General features: G+C 56.6%; 10 protein-coding genes. 5 read left to right on the forward strand and 5 right to left on the reverse strand.

The window, feature by feature from the left end:
- Positions 1-306: 306 nt before the first annotated feature.
- Complete coding sequence (locus tag BLR08_RS12640; protein WP_176835506.1) at positions 307-2637, forward strand: helix-turn-helix domain-containing protein; 2331 nt, start codon at positions 307-309, stop codon at positions 2635-2637.
- Here BLR08_RS12640 and BLR08_RS12645 read toward each other — a convergent pair.
- From BLR08_RS12645 to BLR08_RS12655, 3 genes are read right to left on the reverse strand one after another with little or no spacing between them, the layout of a single operon-like run.
- On the reverse strand, positions 2634-4265 hold the full coding sequence (locus tag BLR08_RS12645) for an extracellular solute-binding protein (RefSeq protein WP_072329575.1): 1632 nt from the start codon (positions 4263-4265) through the stop codon (positions 2634-2636). The genes BLR08_RS12640 and BLR08_RS12645 overlap by 4 nt on opposite strands.
- A 36-nt stretch (positions 4266-4301) precedes the next feature.
- On the reverse strand, positions 4302-5192 hold the full coding sequence (locus BLR08_RS12650; RefSeq protein ID WP_072329576.1) for a carbohydrate ABC transporter permease: 891 nt from the start codon (positions 5190-5192) through the stop codon (positions 4302-4304).
- Positions 5193-5210: 18 nt separating this feature from the next.
- Positions 5211-6173: an ABC transporter permease gene (locus BLR08_RS12655; protein ID WP_256257538.1), complete on the reverse strand. Its 963-nt coding sequence runs from the start codon at positions 6171-6173 to the stop codon at positions 5211-5213.
- Between the two features lie 414 nt (positions 6174-6587).
- Between BLR08_RS12655 and BLR08_RS12660 the strand changes: the two genes are divergently transcribed.
- Both BLR08_RS12660 and BLR08_RS12665 read left to right on the forward strand, forming a co-directional pair.
- On the forward strand, positions 6588-10190 hold the full coding sequence (locus tag BLR08_RS12660; protein ID WP_072329577.1) for a fibronectin type III domain-containing protein: 3603 nt from the start codon (positions 6588-6590) through the stop codon (positions 10188-10190).
- A gap of 46 nt (positions 10191-10236) precedes the next feature.
- Positions 10237-11241, forward strand: coding sequence for a Gfo/Idh/MocA family protein (locus BLR08_RS12665; RefSeq protein ID WP_072329578.1), 1005 nt, complete (start codon positions 10237-10239; stop codon positions 11239-11241).
- A gap of 204 nt (positions 11242-11445) precedes the next feature.
- On the opposite strand, the gene BLR08_RS12670 is transcribed toward BLR08_RS12665, so the two are convergent.
- The gene (locus tag BLR08_RS12670) at positions 11446-12084 is read right to left on the reverse strand and encodes a DsbA family oxidoreductase (protein WP_256257539.1); all 639 of its coding nucleotides are present in this window, start codon (positions 12082-12084) and stop codon (positions 11446-11448) included.
- Positions 12085-12387: 303 nt separating this feature from the next.
- The gene (locus BLR08_RS12675) at positions 12388-13713 is read right to left on the reverse strand and encodes an MFS transporter (protein ID WP_072329579.1); all 1326 of its coding nucleotides are present in this window, start codon (positions 13711-13713) and stop codon (positions 12388-12390) included.
- Positions 13714-13851: 138 nt separating this feature from the next.
- On the opposite strand from BLR08_RS12675, the gene BLR08_RS12680 reads away from it, so the two are divergent.
- Positions 13852-15300 carry an aminotransferase-like domain-containing protein gene (locus BLR08_RS12680; RefSeq protein ID WP_072329580.1) on the forward strand — a complete coding sequence of 483 codons (1449 nt, stop codon included), beginning with the start codon at positions 13852-13854 and terminating at the stop codon, positions 15298-15300.
- 103 nt (positions 15301-15403) lie between these two features.
- Positions 15404-15994 carry a TVP38/TMEM64 family protein gene (locus BLR08_RS12685; protein ID WP_072329581.1) on the forward strand — a complete coding sequence of 197 codons (591 nt, stop codon included), beginning with the start codon at positions 15404-15406 and terminating at the stop codon, positions 15992-15994.
- Positions 15995-16007: the final 13 nt, after the last annotated feature.

The raw sequence follows: 16007 nt of genomic DNA on the forward strand, positions 1-16007 counted from the left end.
ATTGACGCTCTTCGCTTCGCATGAAGGAAGCCCGGTTGTCCCGTAAAGGGGAGAACCGGGCTAATTGGCCATACGCCAGCCCAAGCGGGGCAATCCGCTTTCGCCTTCGCCTTCGCCGCCGCCGCAGTCTGCCGGTCTGCTCCAGCGCCTTGACGATTTGATCGGGCGAACAGGCGTCAGGCAGCCCGTATTTTGTTGTCGAGCACGATTTTAAAGTGATTTGCTCATTTTTTTAGAGCATTGGTTTTTCTAATATGTTAAAATAACCCGGTAATACTGCATATGGCTGAGGTGATTCGGATGCTCTTGCGTGGGAAGACCAGTAAAAACAATGTGTTCAAACGCTTCATGATCTCCTTCTTGCTCATGCTAATCATCCCGATCGTGCTGTCGAGCTTCACCTACTACGAGGCGGTTCAAATCGTAGAGACGCAGTCCCGCGAAGCAAAGCTGCATATCCTGGAGCAAGCAAGGGATATGCTCGACAAGCAGTGGATGGATATGGACGAAGCCGCGATTAAACTATCCTATGATTCGCGCTTGATGGGGCTCTATCATTTACGGACGCCGCTAGGCAACTCGCCGGAGCTCTTCGATATTTGGAATTATTATAAAGATTTTCATTCTTCATCCTTAACTGGAAGCGCATACACGAATACATTTTTCGTCGTGCTGAAAAATAGCGACCTGGTGTTCTCCAAAGTCCAGATGACCGACTCGTCAAGGACGTTTTATCAGGACGAGTTTCAGTACGAAGGCATGTCGTACGAGGAGTGGCATGCATTCCTGTTCGATAAGCCGCACTTGCGCGATACGCTCCCTTCTCGGCTTGTACGGTTGAAGGGGAGGGAGACATCGGGTATCACCTACGTGACATCCCTGCCGCTTGGCATGAACCAGGAGACCCAGGCCGTGGTCGTATTCGCGATTGAGGACAACGATATCATGAAGCTTGTCGGAATCGACGGAACAGATGACGCGGACGGCCAGACGTTCGCCATCCTGGATGAGAACGGCGAAGTCGTCACCGCAAGCGCGGACGTTCCCATTCCGGAAAAAATCCGTCAAACGACCGAGCGCAACGGCTATACGCACGCTGAAATAGCGGGAGAAGACCATCTCTTCGTCTACACTCGTTCGGCTTACAATAACCTGGTATACGTCGTGTCCTTGCCAATTGAACAAGTGATGGGCAAGGTCAATTATATCCGCACGATTGCCCTATCCGTCGCAGCAGGGACGCTCGTCGTCGGCACGATCATTTCCTTGTGGATGGCCAATAGACACTCCAAGCCGTGGAAAGATATCGTCAAGGTCCTCAGAGCGTTCTGGGGCAACGACCAGCTTGGCGGCAGGCCGGATCAGACCGAGAGGCCCAATGAGGTCGATTATTTACAGACGAGCATTGCCCGGTTAATCGATAACAATCAATCGCTGCAGCAGATGCTGCAGCGGCAGGCCGATACGCTCAAAAACGTGTTTATCGAGCGTCTGTTCAAGGGCGAGTTCGAGGACCGCGCACAGATGCACGCGATGCTCGTTCATGCAGGTCTTGAGATGCGCGGGAGCGGCTTTGTCATTGCTGTGCTCCATATCTATAAACATAACGAAACGCTTAATGCAGAAAGCCTGGAAGAATTGAACATCCTCCGGGCCTTGATAGAAGGGATCATTCGCGATCACCTTCAGGAGAGAGGCTACGTTCACACGATGCATGAAAATGAACTGGCAATCCTGATTCGTTCCGACGTTGCGGAGAAGAGTGCGTTTGTCAGTGACCTGGACAACCTGTTCCTCCAAATTAACCGTGACATCCAGGAACGCTATGTCATCGTACCGATGATCGGCATCGGCAGCATCTATGAGGATCTGCTCGATGTGCATTATTCCTACCAGGAAGCGAAGCTGGCCGTCACGGACAGTCATGTGGAGGGCGGCGACAAGCCGGCCATCGTGTCGTATGCCCGGATTGCCAAAGAGCAGACCGGCTACTATTATCCGACGGAAGTGGAGATCCGCCTCATGAATGTCATCAAGGCGGGCAATTCTGCGGAGCTTGCTCACATCCTGCAGCATCTGCACAATGAGAACTTCTTGACCCGGACCTTGTCCGCGGGCATGAAGCAGCATCTGCTCAGCGAGCTGCAGGCAACGGAGCTTAAGCTGAAGGATGAGCTCGGACATCCCCCTGTCGTGGAGGAGAATGACCCTGGTTATACGCTGGACATCGCGGATACCGAGCCGGGCTTGCGGGATATTTTTCTGCAATTCCATCACTTGTGCCGTTCGAACGAGAGAAACAAAAAGAGCCGGAATACGCATCTCCTGGACAAAATAGTGGCTTATATCCACGATCATTTCCAGGATCCGAATATTAGCTTGTACGCCATTGCTTCTCATTTTAATTTATCGGAATCTTACTTGTCGCAGTTTTTCAAAGAGCAGTCCGGGGAAACGTTCAGCTCCTACCTGGAGCAGCTCCGCATCTCGCTTGCCTGCCGGTTGATTGCACAAGGCTCGTTGTCCATCGACAATATCGCGGTGCAGGCAGGCTACAACAGCACGCATTCGTTTCGCCGCGCATTCAAAAGGACGATGGGAGTGTCCCCATCGTCCTACAAGGAAATGCAAGGTTAACTGTTATTCGCTTTGCTGTAAGCGTCCGTCCGCAGTTTCACAACTTCCGGCAGGCCGGCTTTGTTCGCGGCGTCCATAAACTTCTTCCAGTCGGCATCATTGGACGGGTCGAGCGCACCCATAATGAATTTCAGCCAGTATTCGTCGCGCACGCCGTTCAGATTCGTTTCAAGCCCGACCAGCTTCTTGCGATCTGCGTCGCTTAACTGGAGAATCGGCTCGATGGGGCCGTAGTAGTTAGGCTTGGACGGGATGACCTTGCTCATCTCCAGCTTCAGCTTGTTGAACGTTTGGTCAAAGGACTTGTGAGGTAAAATGAAGCCCCCTAATCCGATCACCCCGATGTTGATGCCGTAGTTCGCCAGCTTGTCGCCCTGCGCCTGGGTAGGCGTGCTCATGGACGGCAAGAACGTAGGAACGCCGTCCTTCTTCTCGTACGTAACCCCTTCCTTGCCATACGTGTACCAGAGCTGGCCTTCTTCCGAGACGGCCCAGTTCAAGTAATCAAGCAAACGATCGACCTTCTCCTGGCTAGTGCCTTTCTTGATCGCCGGCCCCCAGTACGAATAATACGATTCCTTCTTGTAAATCGTTTTTTTCGGGTCGCTCGTCGGATGGTCGAAATTGTCGACCCACGCCCATTTGACGTCCGGAGCGGCAGTCTTCTGCTGTCCGTCCATGAAGGAAGGATCGTTAATCGTCTGCGCAATGACGTGATTGCCTTGGGCAATCAGTTTGTTTGTCTGGTCGGCCGTCGCTGTAGCGAAATCCTTCATGAGCAAGCCGTTTTTGTACATTTTGTTCAGGAATATAAGAATATCGCGGCTTTGGTCGGTAGCGAGCGGATAGGCATGAAACTGTTTGGTGACCGGGTCCACGTAAGAGTTCCAGGTGAGCAGCAGGTCAGGAAAACCGAACATTTGGAAAAACGTGCTGACAGCCCATAGCGGAGACGACGAGTTTCCCGGCACCACGAACGGAATGAGACCGGTTTTATCCTTGATCGTCTTGAGCGTGTCGATCATTTCATCCGGCGTGCCCGGGAACTTCAGACCGTATTTGTCAAATAGATCCTTGCGGTATTGCCAGGCATTCTGCACCGGTATCGTCCGCTTATTAGGCAGGAAGTACAGCTTGCCATCGGAGAAGCGCGTCGACTTGAGGACGGTATCCCATTCCTCGTCGGTCCAAATTTTCAGGTAGTTAGGCAGCTTTTGCTTGATCTCGTCCAGCTCAAACGGGCGCAGGTAGCCCGCCGACATCCACTCGATCGATTTCCATTGATCGCGGGAGTAGGGGATGAACTCGGGACCGTCTCCGGTGGAGAACATCAGCGTCGTCTTGGTCGCCCAATCGTTGCGGCTGTAGTCCTCCGCCTTGAACACAAGATTGAATTTCTCTTTCAGCATCTTCGCTTCCAAATCGTCCTTGACCGTCGAGGTATCCAGAATCGCTCTCGACACGGTAATCGTCAGTTCCTTGTCGTATTTACCACTGCCACTGCCATTGGATGCGGGTGCTGCCGTACCCGGCGATGCAGGCGGCGTCTCCCCGCTCTCGGAACAGCCGATGACGAGTGTAAGAGGCAGGATAGCGGCTGCCACGAGTTTAAGCGGTTTTTTGACCATGTTGAATTCCCCCTTGGTTTCTTAATCTGTGCAGGCTCAGCCTTTTAACGAACCGATCATGACGCCCTTGACGAAATATTTCTGAATGAATGGATACAAAATCATCATAGGTCCGATGGACACGAATAATGTGGCGTATTTGATCGACGTGACGTCCGTAGAAGCCATCTCGCTGGCTGACGCCTCGCCCGCCTTGATCGACTGCATGAGCAGCTCGGAGCGGATGATGATCTGCCGCAAAACCATCTGCAGCGGGTATTTATCCGTATCCTTCAAGTAAAGCAGCGAGGAGAACCAGGCGTTCCAATAGTTCACGGCGTAGAAGAGACCGATCGTAACGAGCGCCGCCATCGATAAAGGCAAGGTGATGCGGATAAAGATGATCAGATCGTTGGCCCCGTCCAAGTAAGCGGATTCATTTAATTCTTCCGGAACCGCCTGGAAATAAGACCGCATGATGATCAAGTAATAGGTGGATACGGCCGTCGGCAGGACGATGGCCCATAGGGTGTTGTACAGCCCCAAATTTTTCACGAGTAAGAAGTTGGTGATCATCCCGCCGTTAAAGTACATCGTGATCAGTACGAACCACATGTAATATCGCCGCAGCGCCAGCTTTTTCCGCGAAATGGCGTAAGCGAGCGAGGTCGTAAGCAGCATGCTTATCGCCGTTCCAAGCGTCGTATAGACGACGGAGTTCAGGAAAGAGCGAGGGACCGTTTTAGCTTCCCAGATGAGACGGTATGCTTTCATTGTAACATCAACCGGGAAAATTGTTACCTTGCCTAAGTTGTAAGCTTCCGGACTGCTGAGCGATGCGGATAACACGTAAAGAACCGGGTATATCGTCACGATCAGGACTATAATGACGACCGCATGCACCACAACGTCCAGCAGTTTGGACGATAGCGATTGATCGCGGATCATAGCGGCACCTCCTTCGGTTTAGAACAAGCTGTTGTCGGTCGTCTTCTTAACGATCCAGTTGGCGGTCAGCAGCAGAAAGATATTAATCAGCGAGTTAAAAAATCCAACCGCCGTAGCGAAGCTGAATTCGCCGAACTCCAGGCCGCGGCGGTATACGAACGTGCTGATCACATCCGATACTTCGTACGTGACGGGAGACTGCATGAGCAGCACCTTGTCAGCGCCGAGCGACATCATTTTGCCGATCTGGAGCAGCAGCATGATCATGATCGTAGGCTGGATCGCGGGCAGGGTAATGTGCCAGATCATCTGCACGCGGCTTGCCCCGTCAAGCGAGGCGGATTCATACATATCCGGATTCACGTTCGTCAAGGCGGCCAGGTAGATGATCGCGCCCCACCCGAGCGTCGTCCATATATCGGAGAGAATATAAAGCGGCCGGAACCACTCCGACTGGCCCATGAAGTTGATCGGCTCCATATGGAACACTTTCACGAGCAGCATATTGAACGGGCCGTCCTGGGGCGAGAGGAACATGAACAGCATCCCGACGATCGCCGGCAGCGAGATAAAATGCGGCAAGTAGCTCACCGTCTGCACGAATCGCTTGTAGAAACGGTTCCGTATCTCGTTGAGGAAGATGGCGAACAAGATTTGCAGCGGAAAAACGAACAATAATTCGAGAAAGCTCAGCAGCAATGTATTGCGGATGACCCGCCAGAAGTACATATGCTGGAAAAACGCCTTGAATTGATCGAAGCCGATCCAGGTGCTGCCCCATACCCCTTTCAAAGGCTGAAAATCTTGAAACGCGATCAGGATGCCATACATCGGAACATAATTGAAAATCAGATAATACAAAACCCCCGGCAATGCCAATAAATGAAGATACTTCGAGCGCGCCCACCCTTTCTTGAACGCAGCTGCCCAACTGTCCCGTTTTTTCACCGGATCATTGGCTAGGGGCGCAACATGATTCACTTGCTTCATCTCCTTTCGCTTATCGCATGATGATGCGTTCATTGCACGGAGGCTGCCATGTCTTGACGACCCCTGGCAGCGCTTCCACCAACGCTTACAGTCATCTTACAAAGCCTCCTTCCGGGGTACAAGGTACATCTCATGAGAGGGGTACTATTCATTAGATTCCATACGGGAAAATGCTTTTTTCTAAAAAATTGTACGGTGTCCGCAGCAGATGGAAGTGGTCCGCACGGGCGTACAAGGGTTATGATCGACAAGAAGGGGAGCGATAATTCATCACGAAAAGAAAGCGATTACAAGTCGGCTCCTGCTTTGGTTCTTACTGGTAAAAGGGGGTGGCTGGACAGGATTCAGGGGAAGGGAATGACCAAGCTAGTTTCAGGCTGGCCTACCAATTAGAGGAGGTACATGATGAAGAAGAAAACGATTTCTTTAATGCTTGCGCTCCTGCTTGCGATTCAGCTGCTGCCCGCGGCGCCGACGCTGGCTTCGCCGATCGGCATCAGCAATCTAACGCAAAACAACCTCTGGTACGATCCGATAACTTATGCGGTATATGACGATCTGCAGACCGGCAAGCAAGTTTACGTTAACGATCCCTCCACGACTTTTTCCAACATAGGCCCTTATGCCGGCATGTCCTTTATCCAAACCAGCGGCGGAGCGGATCATAAGAACGAACCGACCAATCCCTTCCTTACATTCAATATTGATACGGATGCCACCATTTATGTCGCTATGCACGCCGACAACGCTTCAACGGAGCCATTCAATTCCGATTACTGGCTGGCCCCGCAATACGGCTGGACGTTTACGGGGAACACGATCGAAGCCGAAGTCAAGGATGCGGAAGGCAACGTGACGGATACGAACATCTACCGCGTCTACTCGCGCACCTATAAGGCCGGAACCGTCGCCTTGGGCGGGAACCAAGCCACGGGGCATATCGGATTCGGCCGGATGTATGCGGTGCTGGTCGGCCCCGCAGTCGGCACGCCGCTGGATCCGCCGCCGCCACCGCCCAGTGTGGTCCCCGGCACGATTCCCGCTTTCCCCGGAGCTGAAGGGGGCGGTAAATTCGCCACAGGCGGGCGCGGCAAGGACGTGTACTACGTCACGAATTTGAACGATTCCGGTCCAGGCTCGTTCCGCGACGCGGTCAGCCAAAGCAACAGGACGATCCTGTTCAAGGTGTCCGGGACGATCGAGCTGCAATCAATGTTATACGTAGCGTCCTCCAACTTGACAATTGCCGGGCAAAGCGCGCCCGGGGACGGCATTACATTCAAGAACTATACCGTTGTGTTCCAGGGCGACAACCTGATTGTCCGCTATCTTCGTTTCCGTACAGGAGACGAAGCGGGGCTTGATATGGACGGCACCACCGGGCGGCATCGCCAGCAGCTCATCTTCGACCATATTTCGGCGAGCTGGGGAACCGACGAATCGTTTTCCTTCTATCAGAACGTCGACTTCACGCTGCAATACAGCACGATCGGCCCGACGATCGTGAAATCGAATGTGCCCGGCAAAGGGTTCCACGGCTACGGCGGAATCTGGGGCGGCGAAAATGCCACCTTCTATTACAACTTGCTCGCTCACAACGACAGCCGCAATCCGCGGTTTTCCGGCAAATCGATGGACGTGCGCAACAATGTGATTTATGACTGGGGTTATAAGAGCATGTACGGCCAGAACGCTCAAGGCAATTTGGTCAACAATTACTACAAGGCCGGGATCAGCACCCTGATAGAAGCCCGGATGGCAGAGACGGATGTAGTTGACGCGAGTCCGCCTTACAGCTCCAGTATCGCGCTTACCGGCAACAAGAGCGTGCGCCGGGACGGCAGCTTGTCCGCCAGCAGCCACCCGAACAACTTCAGCGGCATCTACAAAAATCCGCAGATGTTCGTCAGCACACCGTTCGCGATGCCGAATCCGTCGCCGCAGGACAGTCCCGACGTCGCTTACGAGAAGGTGCTGAATTACGCCGGCGCCAGCCTCAAGCGCGATGCCGTCGATCATGACCTCGTGAACGACGTTATCAACGGGACGGGGAGCGTCATCTATACGGCGAACAACGTAACGGCTGAGGAGCAAGCGACCCTGGACGGGAAGCGTGCGACGAAAGTAACGCTGCAATGGCCGGCGCTGCAAACGGCCGAAGTGCCTGCGGATACGGATGGCGACGGGATGCCGGATGTGTGGGAGCTGGAGCACGGATTGAATCCGAATGACGCTCTTGACGGGAAAACCGACTTTACCGGCGACGGCTATACCAATCTGGAGAAATACTTGAACGAACTGACGAGAGGCACGTTTCCGGAAGGGGTCGTTCCCTCCGTGCCGAAGGCTGTTGTGAACGGGGCTCCCGGCGATGTACGGGCTTTGGCATTGAACCGGGATTCGATCCGGCTGGACTGGACGCCCGTGGCTGGAGCAACCGGGTATCATGTTTACCGGGCGGCCAGCGCCAATGGCGCGTACACGAAGCTGACGACAACGGCGCTGACGGCTCCGCTATTCGTTAATAACGGATTGACCGCCGGGACCGAATATGCGTACAAAGTGACGGCCGTTACTTCTAACGGGGAATCCGCTTTGTCGCTGCACGCCGCTGCCACGACGAAAGCGCCGCTTCAGCCGATTGCCGTCGATTTCAACGACGGAACGAACGGAGCGCCTTATTTCGCACCGGCCGACTGGCCGGCTGCCTGGCTTGTATCGTCTACGCCGAGTTCGGCCGACAAGAGCCTCAGCGTTCCGCCCAATGCGATCGGGACGTTCACGTACGACTTTACAGCTGCAGGAACGACCTCCCATCTCCGGTTCGATTACATGCGGGAGGCAAACTTCGATCTGGATAAGCTTTTGTTCTATACGGGATCGAATTTCCTTGAGACGGTGGCTGATTCCGTCTACGGCTTGCGTTACCGGCTGGGGACGACGAACGAGTACCGTAATCTTATTCCAGGGTTCCAATTGAACAACTGGTATACGGTGGCGATTGATCTCGATTTTGCCGCGAATACGGTGACGTTCCGCACAGGGCCCAAGAACGGTCCGCTGACCGTGCAGGCTCAGGAATCGTATACGGGAGCAAGCCCCAAAATCAGCGCCTTGCGCATCTACAATCAGCGCTCGAGCGGCAATGTGTACTTCGATAACCTGACAGCCTGGAACGGGCCGGCGGAACCGTCCGGCGTCACCGCCACCGCCAGAAGGAACGAAGTCGCGCTCAGCTGGAATTCCGTAAGCGGGGCCGACTCTTACGCCATCTACCGGGCGGAAAGCTTGGGCGGACCGTACCGGAAGCTGGAGGTTGGAGCTATCACGGGCAACTCCTACCGGAATAAGGGTCTGGTGTCGGACACGACGTATTACTATAAGATCAGCGCCATCAACGCGGAAGGGGAATCACCTCTGTCGGCTCCGCTGCAAGTGACAGTCGGCGGCCCGTCCTCGGACCTGCTTGTCGATTTCAACGACGGAACGGTAGGGGAGCCGTATTCCGCCTATCCTACCGCATGGCCGGCGGCATGGCTGGTCGCGGTGGTGCCAAGCAGTGCGAACCGCAGCTTGAGCGTTCCGAACGGAGCGGCGAGCAACTTCGTATACGACTTTATAGACGAGGGGCCAACTGCGCAGTTCAGCTTCGACTATATGCGGGAAGCGAACTTTAACGGAGACAAGATTTTGCTTTATACCGGCTCGAACTTCCTGGAGATTCAGACGGATACGGCGAACGGTCTGAAATACCGGCTGGGCACGAGCAGCACTTACCGGAATCTGCTTCCCGGCTTCCAATTGAACACGTGGTATAGGGTGACGGTTGAACTCGATTTCACCACGAATACCGTTACGTTCCGCACGGGACCGCAGAACGGCACGCTGACGCAGCAGGCCCAGGAAACGTATACGGCCGCAAGTCCCAAAATCAGCGCCTTCCGCGTCTACAGCCAGCGGGCGGCGGGCAATGTGTATTTCGATAATTTCAATGTGTCTAAAGATTAAGCCAATCAACAGCGGGAACGCGAAGGTGAAGGAAGCGATGAGCCACATGACAAGGATCTACAAAATAGCGGTCGTAGGAGCCGGGCATAATGCAGAAGGCCATTTGAAGGCGATGAATGGGCTGCGGGAACAATTGCAGCCTGTCGCGGTAGCGGATATCCGGCTCGACCGGGCGGAGCTGCTGTCCGCAGCGTTCGGCGCTACTGCGTATACAGATTATCGCGAAATGGTGATGAAGGAGAAGCCGGATATCGTCGTCATTACGCTGCCGCATCATTTGCATAGGGAAGCGGCGGTCTTTTGCGCCGAGGCGGGGTGTCACGTGCTTCTGGAAAAGCCGATGGCGCTGAGTGCGCTGGAGTGCAGCGCCATTATGGAAGCCGTGCGGCGCAGCGGCGTTCGGCTGATGGTCGGCCATACGCAGCATTTCCTGGCGGAAAACCTGCTCGCGAAAAAGCTCATCGAAGACGAAGCGCAGCAATTGGGACAGCTGGTCATGATGAATGACACGCGCCACACTACCTACTACACGGCGCAGCGGCCCGCGTGGTTTCTCGATAAGCAGCGTTCGGGAGGCGGCATCCTGTTTAATCTGGGGTCCCACTCCGTCGATCGGATCATGTGGCTCGGACAGGCGAAAATCGTAAAGGTCCGCGCCTCGATCAGCCATCACGGACCGGCAGGCGACGTGGAGGGGAGCGGAGTCGTCTTTCTGGAGAATGAACGGGGAGTGCCTTCCACCATCGTGCAGTCGGGGTACGGCGGCGTGCCGAGGAACGAGCTGGAGCTTGTTTTCACGAAAGCGATGGTGAAGGTCGCTCCCGGCCAAGGGGTGTGGATCAGCCGCAATGGCGCATACGAACAAATCCCGGTATCTCGCGCCGAGGACCCTTTCGTCCTTCAATTCCGCGAGTTGCTCGCAAGCATCGAAGAGGAGCGCGAGCCGGAATGCTCAATGAACTATTCCAGAGATGTCATTGCCGTTCTGGAGGGCATATACCGCTCGTATGAGCTTAACTCGGAGGTGGCGGTTGCTGCTGGAGGAGAGTAGCTGACGGCTGCGGGAGGAAAGGTGTCCGCGTGCTGTAGCGGTGACGGGCAGTGCAGGTATGAAGTCCGGCGTGCCTGGGAGCTGCTTCGGAGTCACGCTTGCTTGCTGACAAGTAACGCTTGTCCTTCCGCTTGAAAGAGAGCCCGGTTTCCCCGTAGTGGGGAGAGCCGGGCTCTTGGCCGTACGCCCGCTTGTCTATGCGGGTCAGTCCGCCGCTTCCGCCGCCGTCTGCTCCAGCACCTTGACGATCTGATCGGGCGGGTACGCTCCCGACAAGGCGTATTTGTTGTTGAAGACGAAGAAGGGAACTCCCGTTACGCCCATGCGGGCTGCCTGCTGCTGGTCGTCCTTCACCTGCGTCTCCCCTTCGCCCAGGTCCAGACGCCGGCCGAGCGCCTCGGCATCTTCTCCCAGCTCGGACGCCAGGCTAAGCAGCACTTCCCGGAGGGCGATGTCCTGCCCTTCTTCGAAGTAGGCCTTCATGACCGCATCCACCCACGGTCCTTGCTTGTCGGACGGCAGCAGAGCGGTCAATCGATGCGCGAGCTTCGTATTGGGCATCCGGGTTACCCGGTCAAACCGGAAGGGAACCCCCGCTGCAGCTCCGGCGCGCGTCACCTGGTCCGTAGCTTGAGCAATCTGATGAACGCCGCCCATCTTCTTGGCCATAGCCTCTTGGAACGGTTTGCCCTCCGGGGGCAGCTCCGGGTCGAGCTGATAGGCGCGGTAGCTTACGGTAGCCTGGTCCCCGTCTTTCCAAGCGGCCAGCGCCTTCATCAGATTGGACTTGCCGATGCGGCACCAGGGGCATACCATATCCGAGTAAATGTCGATCTGTATCATGATGAAACCTCCCCTACAAGATAATGAGTCAACAACAGTATGCGGCAACGGGCGGAAGAAGGCAAATGGGGCAACAGCACCGAACCCATCTTGGGTACCTACCTACCTCCATCGCTCCGGCAGGCTGCGTTTTTTTTCGAGAGTAAGGAAAACTCAGCTTGAAAACGTTGCTGCTGTCCGCGTACCCTGGCGTAAACGCGAAACAAATACGGTGACTCTGCAGAAGTCCGGTGAATAAGAGGGCGGAGCGCGGCCTTCTTGCAAATATGGCTCCATGACGGCATGTGTCCTGGCCTTGCTTGTTTAGGCGCCCGCTTCTTCCGCGCTTGCGCCGCGAGTCTGATTGGCCGGGACGGGATGCGCGGACCGGCGGCGCAGCCAGACATGGACGGCGAAATAGCCGGCCATAGTCAAAACTGCGAGGCCGATGCTGACGCCGATCAGCGGCTGATAGCTGGAGAAGCGGTCGAACAGCAGTCCGGCGACCAAGGCTCCGACGATGCCGCCGGCCTGGTGGAACAGCAGCAGGAAGCCCGTCTGCGTCGTACCGCCTCCCCGTATCGCTTCCCGGGCCAGCAGCAGGCCGCCGGGAACCGCCCCTACGTAAGTAGCGCCGAACATCACGGAGAATAACAGCGGCGAGAGCTCGAGATGAACGTAAAGCACGATGAAGCCAATCGCGCGTAGCCCGTAGAGCAGAGCCAGGATGAAGGCCCGGGGAAACCGGTCCAGCATGTAGCCGAACAGGAACGAGCCCGCGATCTCCATCAAGCCGAGCGCGCTGATCGCGGAAGCGACCATGGTGTCGGACACCTGGGCATGCTGATGGATGGCCACCATATTCATCTCGACGGTCCCCATATGGAAGCCGCATACGAATAAGCCGAGCATCACCATCGGCAGCACAGGCGTCGAGCTTGCCGTAGAAGCTGCGGTCAGCATCCGACCGGCAAGCCGGCGGACGGGATGTGATAGGCGCGGTTCGGCTGCTGCGCTTTGCTCGGCTGCGGTCGGCCGGGTAGCCTCCGCATCCGGCCTGGCGGGAGCAGAGGCGCCGGATGCGGCGGGATTTCTCACGAGCAGCAGCGTGCTTGGAATAACGAGCAGGAGCCCGAGCAGAGCGGTTGCCAGGAAGGCATATTCCCAGGTAAGTCCCTTGTAGTGAATGAACACGGGGCTTGCGATCGCCAGTCCCAGCGGCGAGGCGCTGCTCAGGATGGTCAGCGCCTTGGCCCGGTGATGCTCAAACCAGTGAAAGACGAGCGCATACGTTGTGGTCGCTCCGATCCCCACGAGTCCGGAGAGCAGACCGTAACCCAGCACGAAGGCCAAGGGATGCTGCACGATGAAAATCAGGGCGGAGCCGGCCGCCCCGAACAAGGCGCTGACGGCCATCACCGCTTTTGCCCCGTATTTGTCGACCAGCCATCCCCCGAGCGGCATACAGAGCGCGGCAACGAGCAGATTGAGCGACCAGGCGTAGGAAATGAAGCTGCGGCCTACGGCAAAATCCTCGGTAATGGCGACCTGGTAGTACGCCATGACAAAACGGGACAACGCCCCGATACAGCCGAACACCCACAGAACCGCTAGCAGAAGCCATGCGTATTTTCTTTCTCGAAGCCACATTGCCTATTCCTCCATTCTTCAAGCGGACCCTGGCATTTATTATAGCGGCGCGTCTTTCGCCTGTACTCAGCCAATTGGCTACCTCCATGGCCAGCCAATTATGAGCTATACTGACTATATATGGGGAGGGGATCAGGCATGGAATTTCGACGGGAGGCGGGCAGCCGTGAGCCGGTGTACCGGCAATTGGCCCGGTACTATGAGCGGCGGATCGCAGCCGGCGAGCTGCTGCCGGGCGAGCCGCTGCCGGCGGAGCGTGAGCTGGCGAAGCGGCTGGGCATGAATCGGAGCACCGTCGCGGCAGCCTATGCGGACTTGCGCTCGGCGGGGCTGGTGAGCTCTGTGCGGGGGAGCGGAACGAGAGTGAGCGAGACGTTATGGGGAGACGCCCCAAAGCGCAATATGAACTGGCATGCCTATGTGGAGGGCGGAGCCTTCGTGCCGACGCGCGAGCTTGTGCGGCAGACCCGGGAAATGGCCGAGCAGCCCGGCGTGGTCAACCTGGCGCGGGGAGAGCTGTCGCCGGAGCTGATGCCCAAGGGGGTGCTGAGGCAGCTCTCCGGCGGGCTGGGATTGGAGCTGCCTTTCGGGTATGCCGATGCCCGAGGGGACAAAGCGGTGCGCGAGCGGCTGTCCGTTCATCTGCATGACCGTCACGGAATTGCTGCGGGGCCGGATGAGCTGCTGCTGACCGGCGGGGCGCAGCAGGCGCTGCATCTGATCGCCAGCTGTCTGCTGCGTCCCGGCGATGCGATCGGTATGGAAGGCCCTTCGTATACCTACTCGCGGTCGCTGTTTATGTCGGCGGGCCTGCGATTGTTCCAGATTGCTATGGACGAGCAAGGGCTGATCCCCGAAGCCGTGGCGGACCTGTACGCCAGGCACAGGATCCGGATGATCTTTATCAATCCGACCTACCAGAATCCGACGGGCACGACGTTGTCCGCCGCCCGCCGTTTGGAGCTGCTGGCCATCTGTCAGGAACGCCGGATTCCGATCGTGGAGGATGATCCGTACAGCCTGCTGCCAGCGCTTGGTTCGCCGCTGCCGCCGGCCTCTCTCAAGGCGCTGGACCCGAGCGGCGACGCCGTGCTGTATGTGGGCACGCTGTCCAAGATCGCCGCGCCGGGTCTGCGTACCGGATGGATCGCTGCGCCCGCCGGCGTGATCAGGCGTCTGGCTGAGGCGAAGGAGGAGATGGATTACGGCTTCAGCGCCGTGCTTCAGGAGCTGACGTTGGCCATTCTGGACTCGAAGCTGTGGGAGTCGGAGCTGGAGCGGATACGCGCCGGTCTGACGGGACGAAGGGACCGGATGCTGGAGGCGCTGAAGCTTCATCTGGCGGATGCTGCGGAGTGGAAGGCGCCGGATGGCGGATATTATTTGTGGCTGAGGCTGAAGGATCGCATAGGCGAACCCGACCTGCTCCGCGAGGCGGCGGCCAGGGGCGTAGCGCTTGTGCCGGGAAGCGTCTACGGAGCCCGGCCAGGCTGTCTGCGGCTCGCCTTCTCCAGAGAGTCCGAGGAGCGTGTCGGAGAAGGGATAGCACGGCTTGCGGCTGTTCTAGCCGCGGCCAGGTGCAGATAAGGAAGACGGAACGCTTGATCGAGGCGATTGCTTTGATTTTGACAGTCATTTGGGCGTATAGTGGAGGGAGTACAAGCCAAAAAAGGTGGTTGAAGACGAACGTATGGAGTGGACGCAAGCGTTATCTGCACTAACCTGGGAAGATATAGATAGATGGCTCAAGCAGTATGAAGCGCTCGGACCGCTGCCGGGTGTGCTGGCGCCCTTCGTTGAAGCCTTCGTGCCGATGCTGCCGCTGGTTGCGATTCTCGTAGCCAACGTCAATGCCTATGGGCTCGCAGAAGGCGCCTTCCTGTCCTGGATAGGCGTTGTGGGCGGAGCGGTTTGCGTCTTCGCTTTGGTGAGGACGTTCGGCGGGAGACTGCGCGGTTTTCTGGAGCGAAAGCTGCCCCGTACCGGCAGGCTGATTCATTGGCTGGAGGAGCACGGCTTTACTTCGGTGTTTTTATTGGCCTGTTTTCCTTTCACGCCCTCGGCGGTCGTTACCTTGGTGTCCGCCTTGTCCCGCATGCCGCTTCACACCTTCGTTATCGCAACAGCTCTCGGCAAAGGGGTGATGATCTTCCTCGTGTCCCTTGCGGGCAGCGATCTGGCCGGTATTCTCCGCCATCCGTGGAAGCTTGTCTTGATTCTGTCGGCCTTCGGCCTGATGTGGCTGCTCGGCAAGAAAGTCGAGTCCAAATATATGAAGTGACGGATGCCTCTTA

The organism is Paenibacillus sp. cl123 (genome assembly GCF_900101595.1).
In the GTDB taxonomy this organism is placed as follows: domain Bacteria; phylum Bacillota; class Bacilli; order Paenibacillales; family NBRC-103111; genus Paenibacillus_G.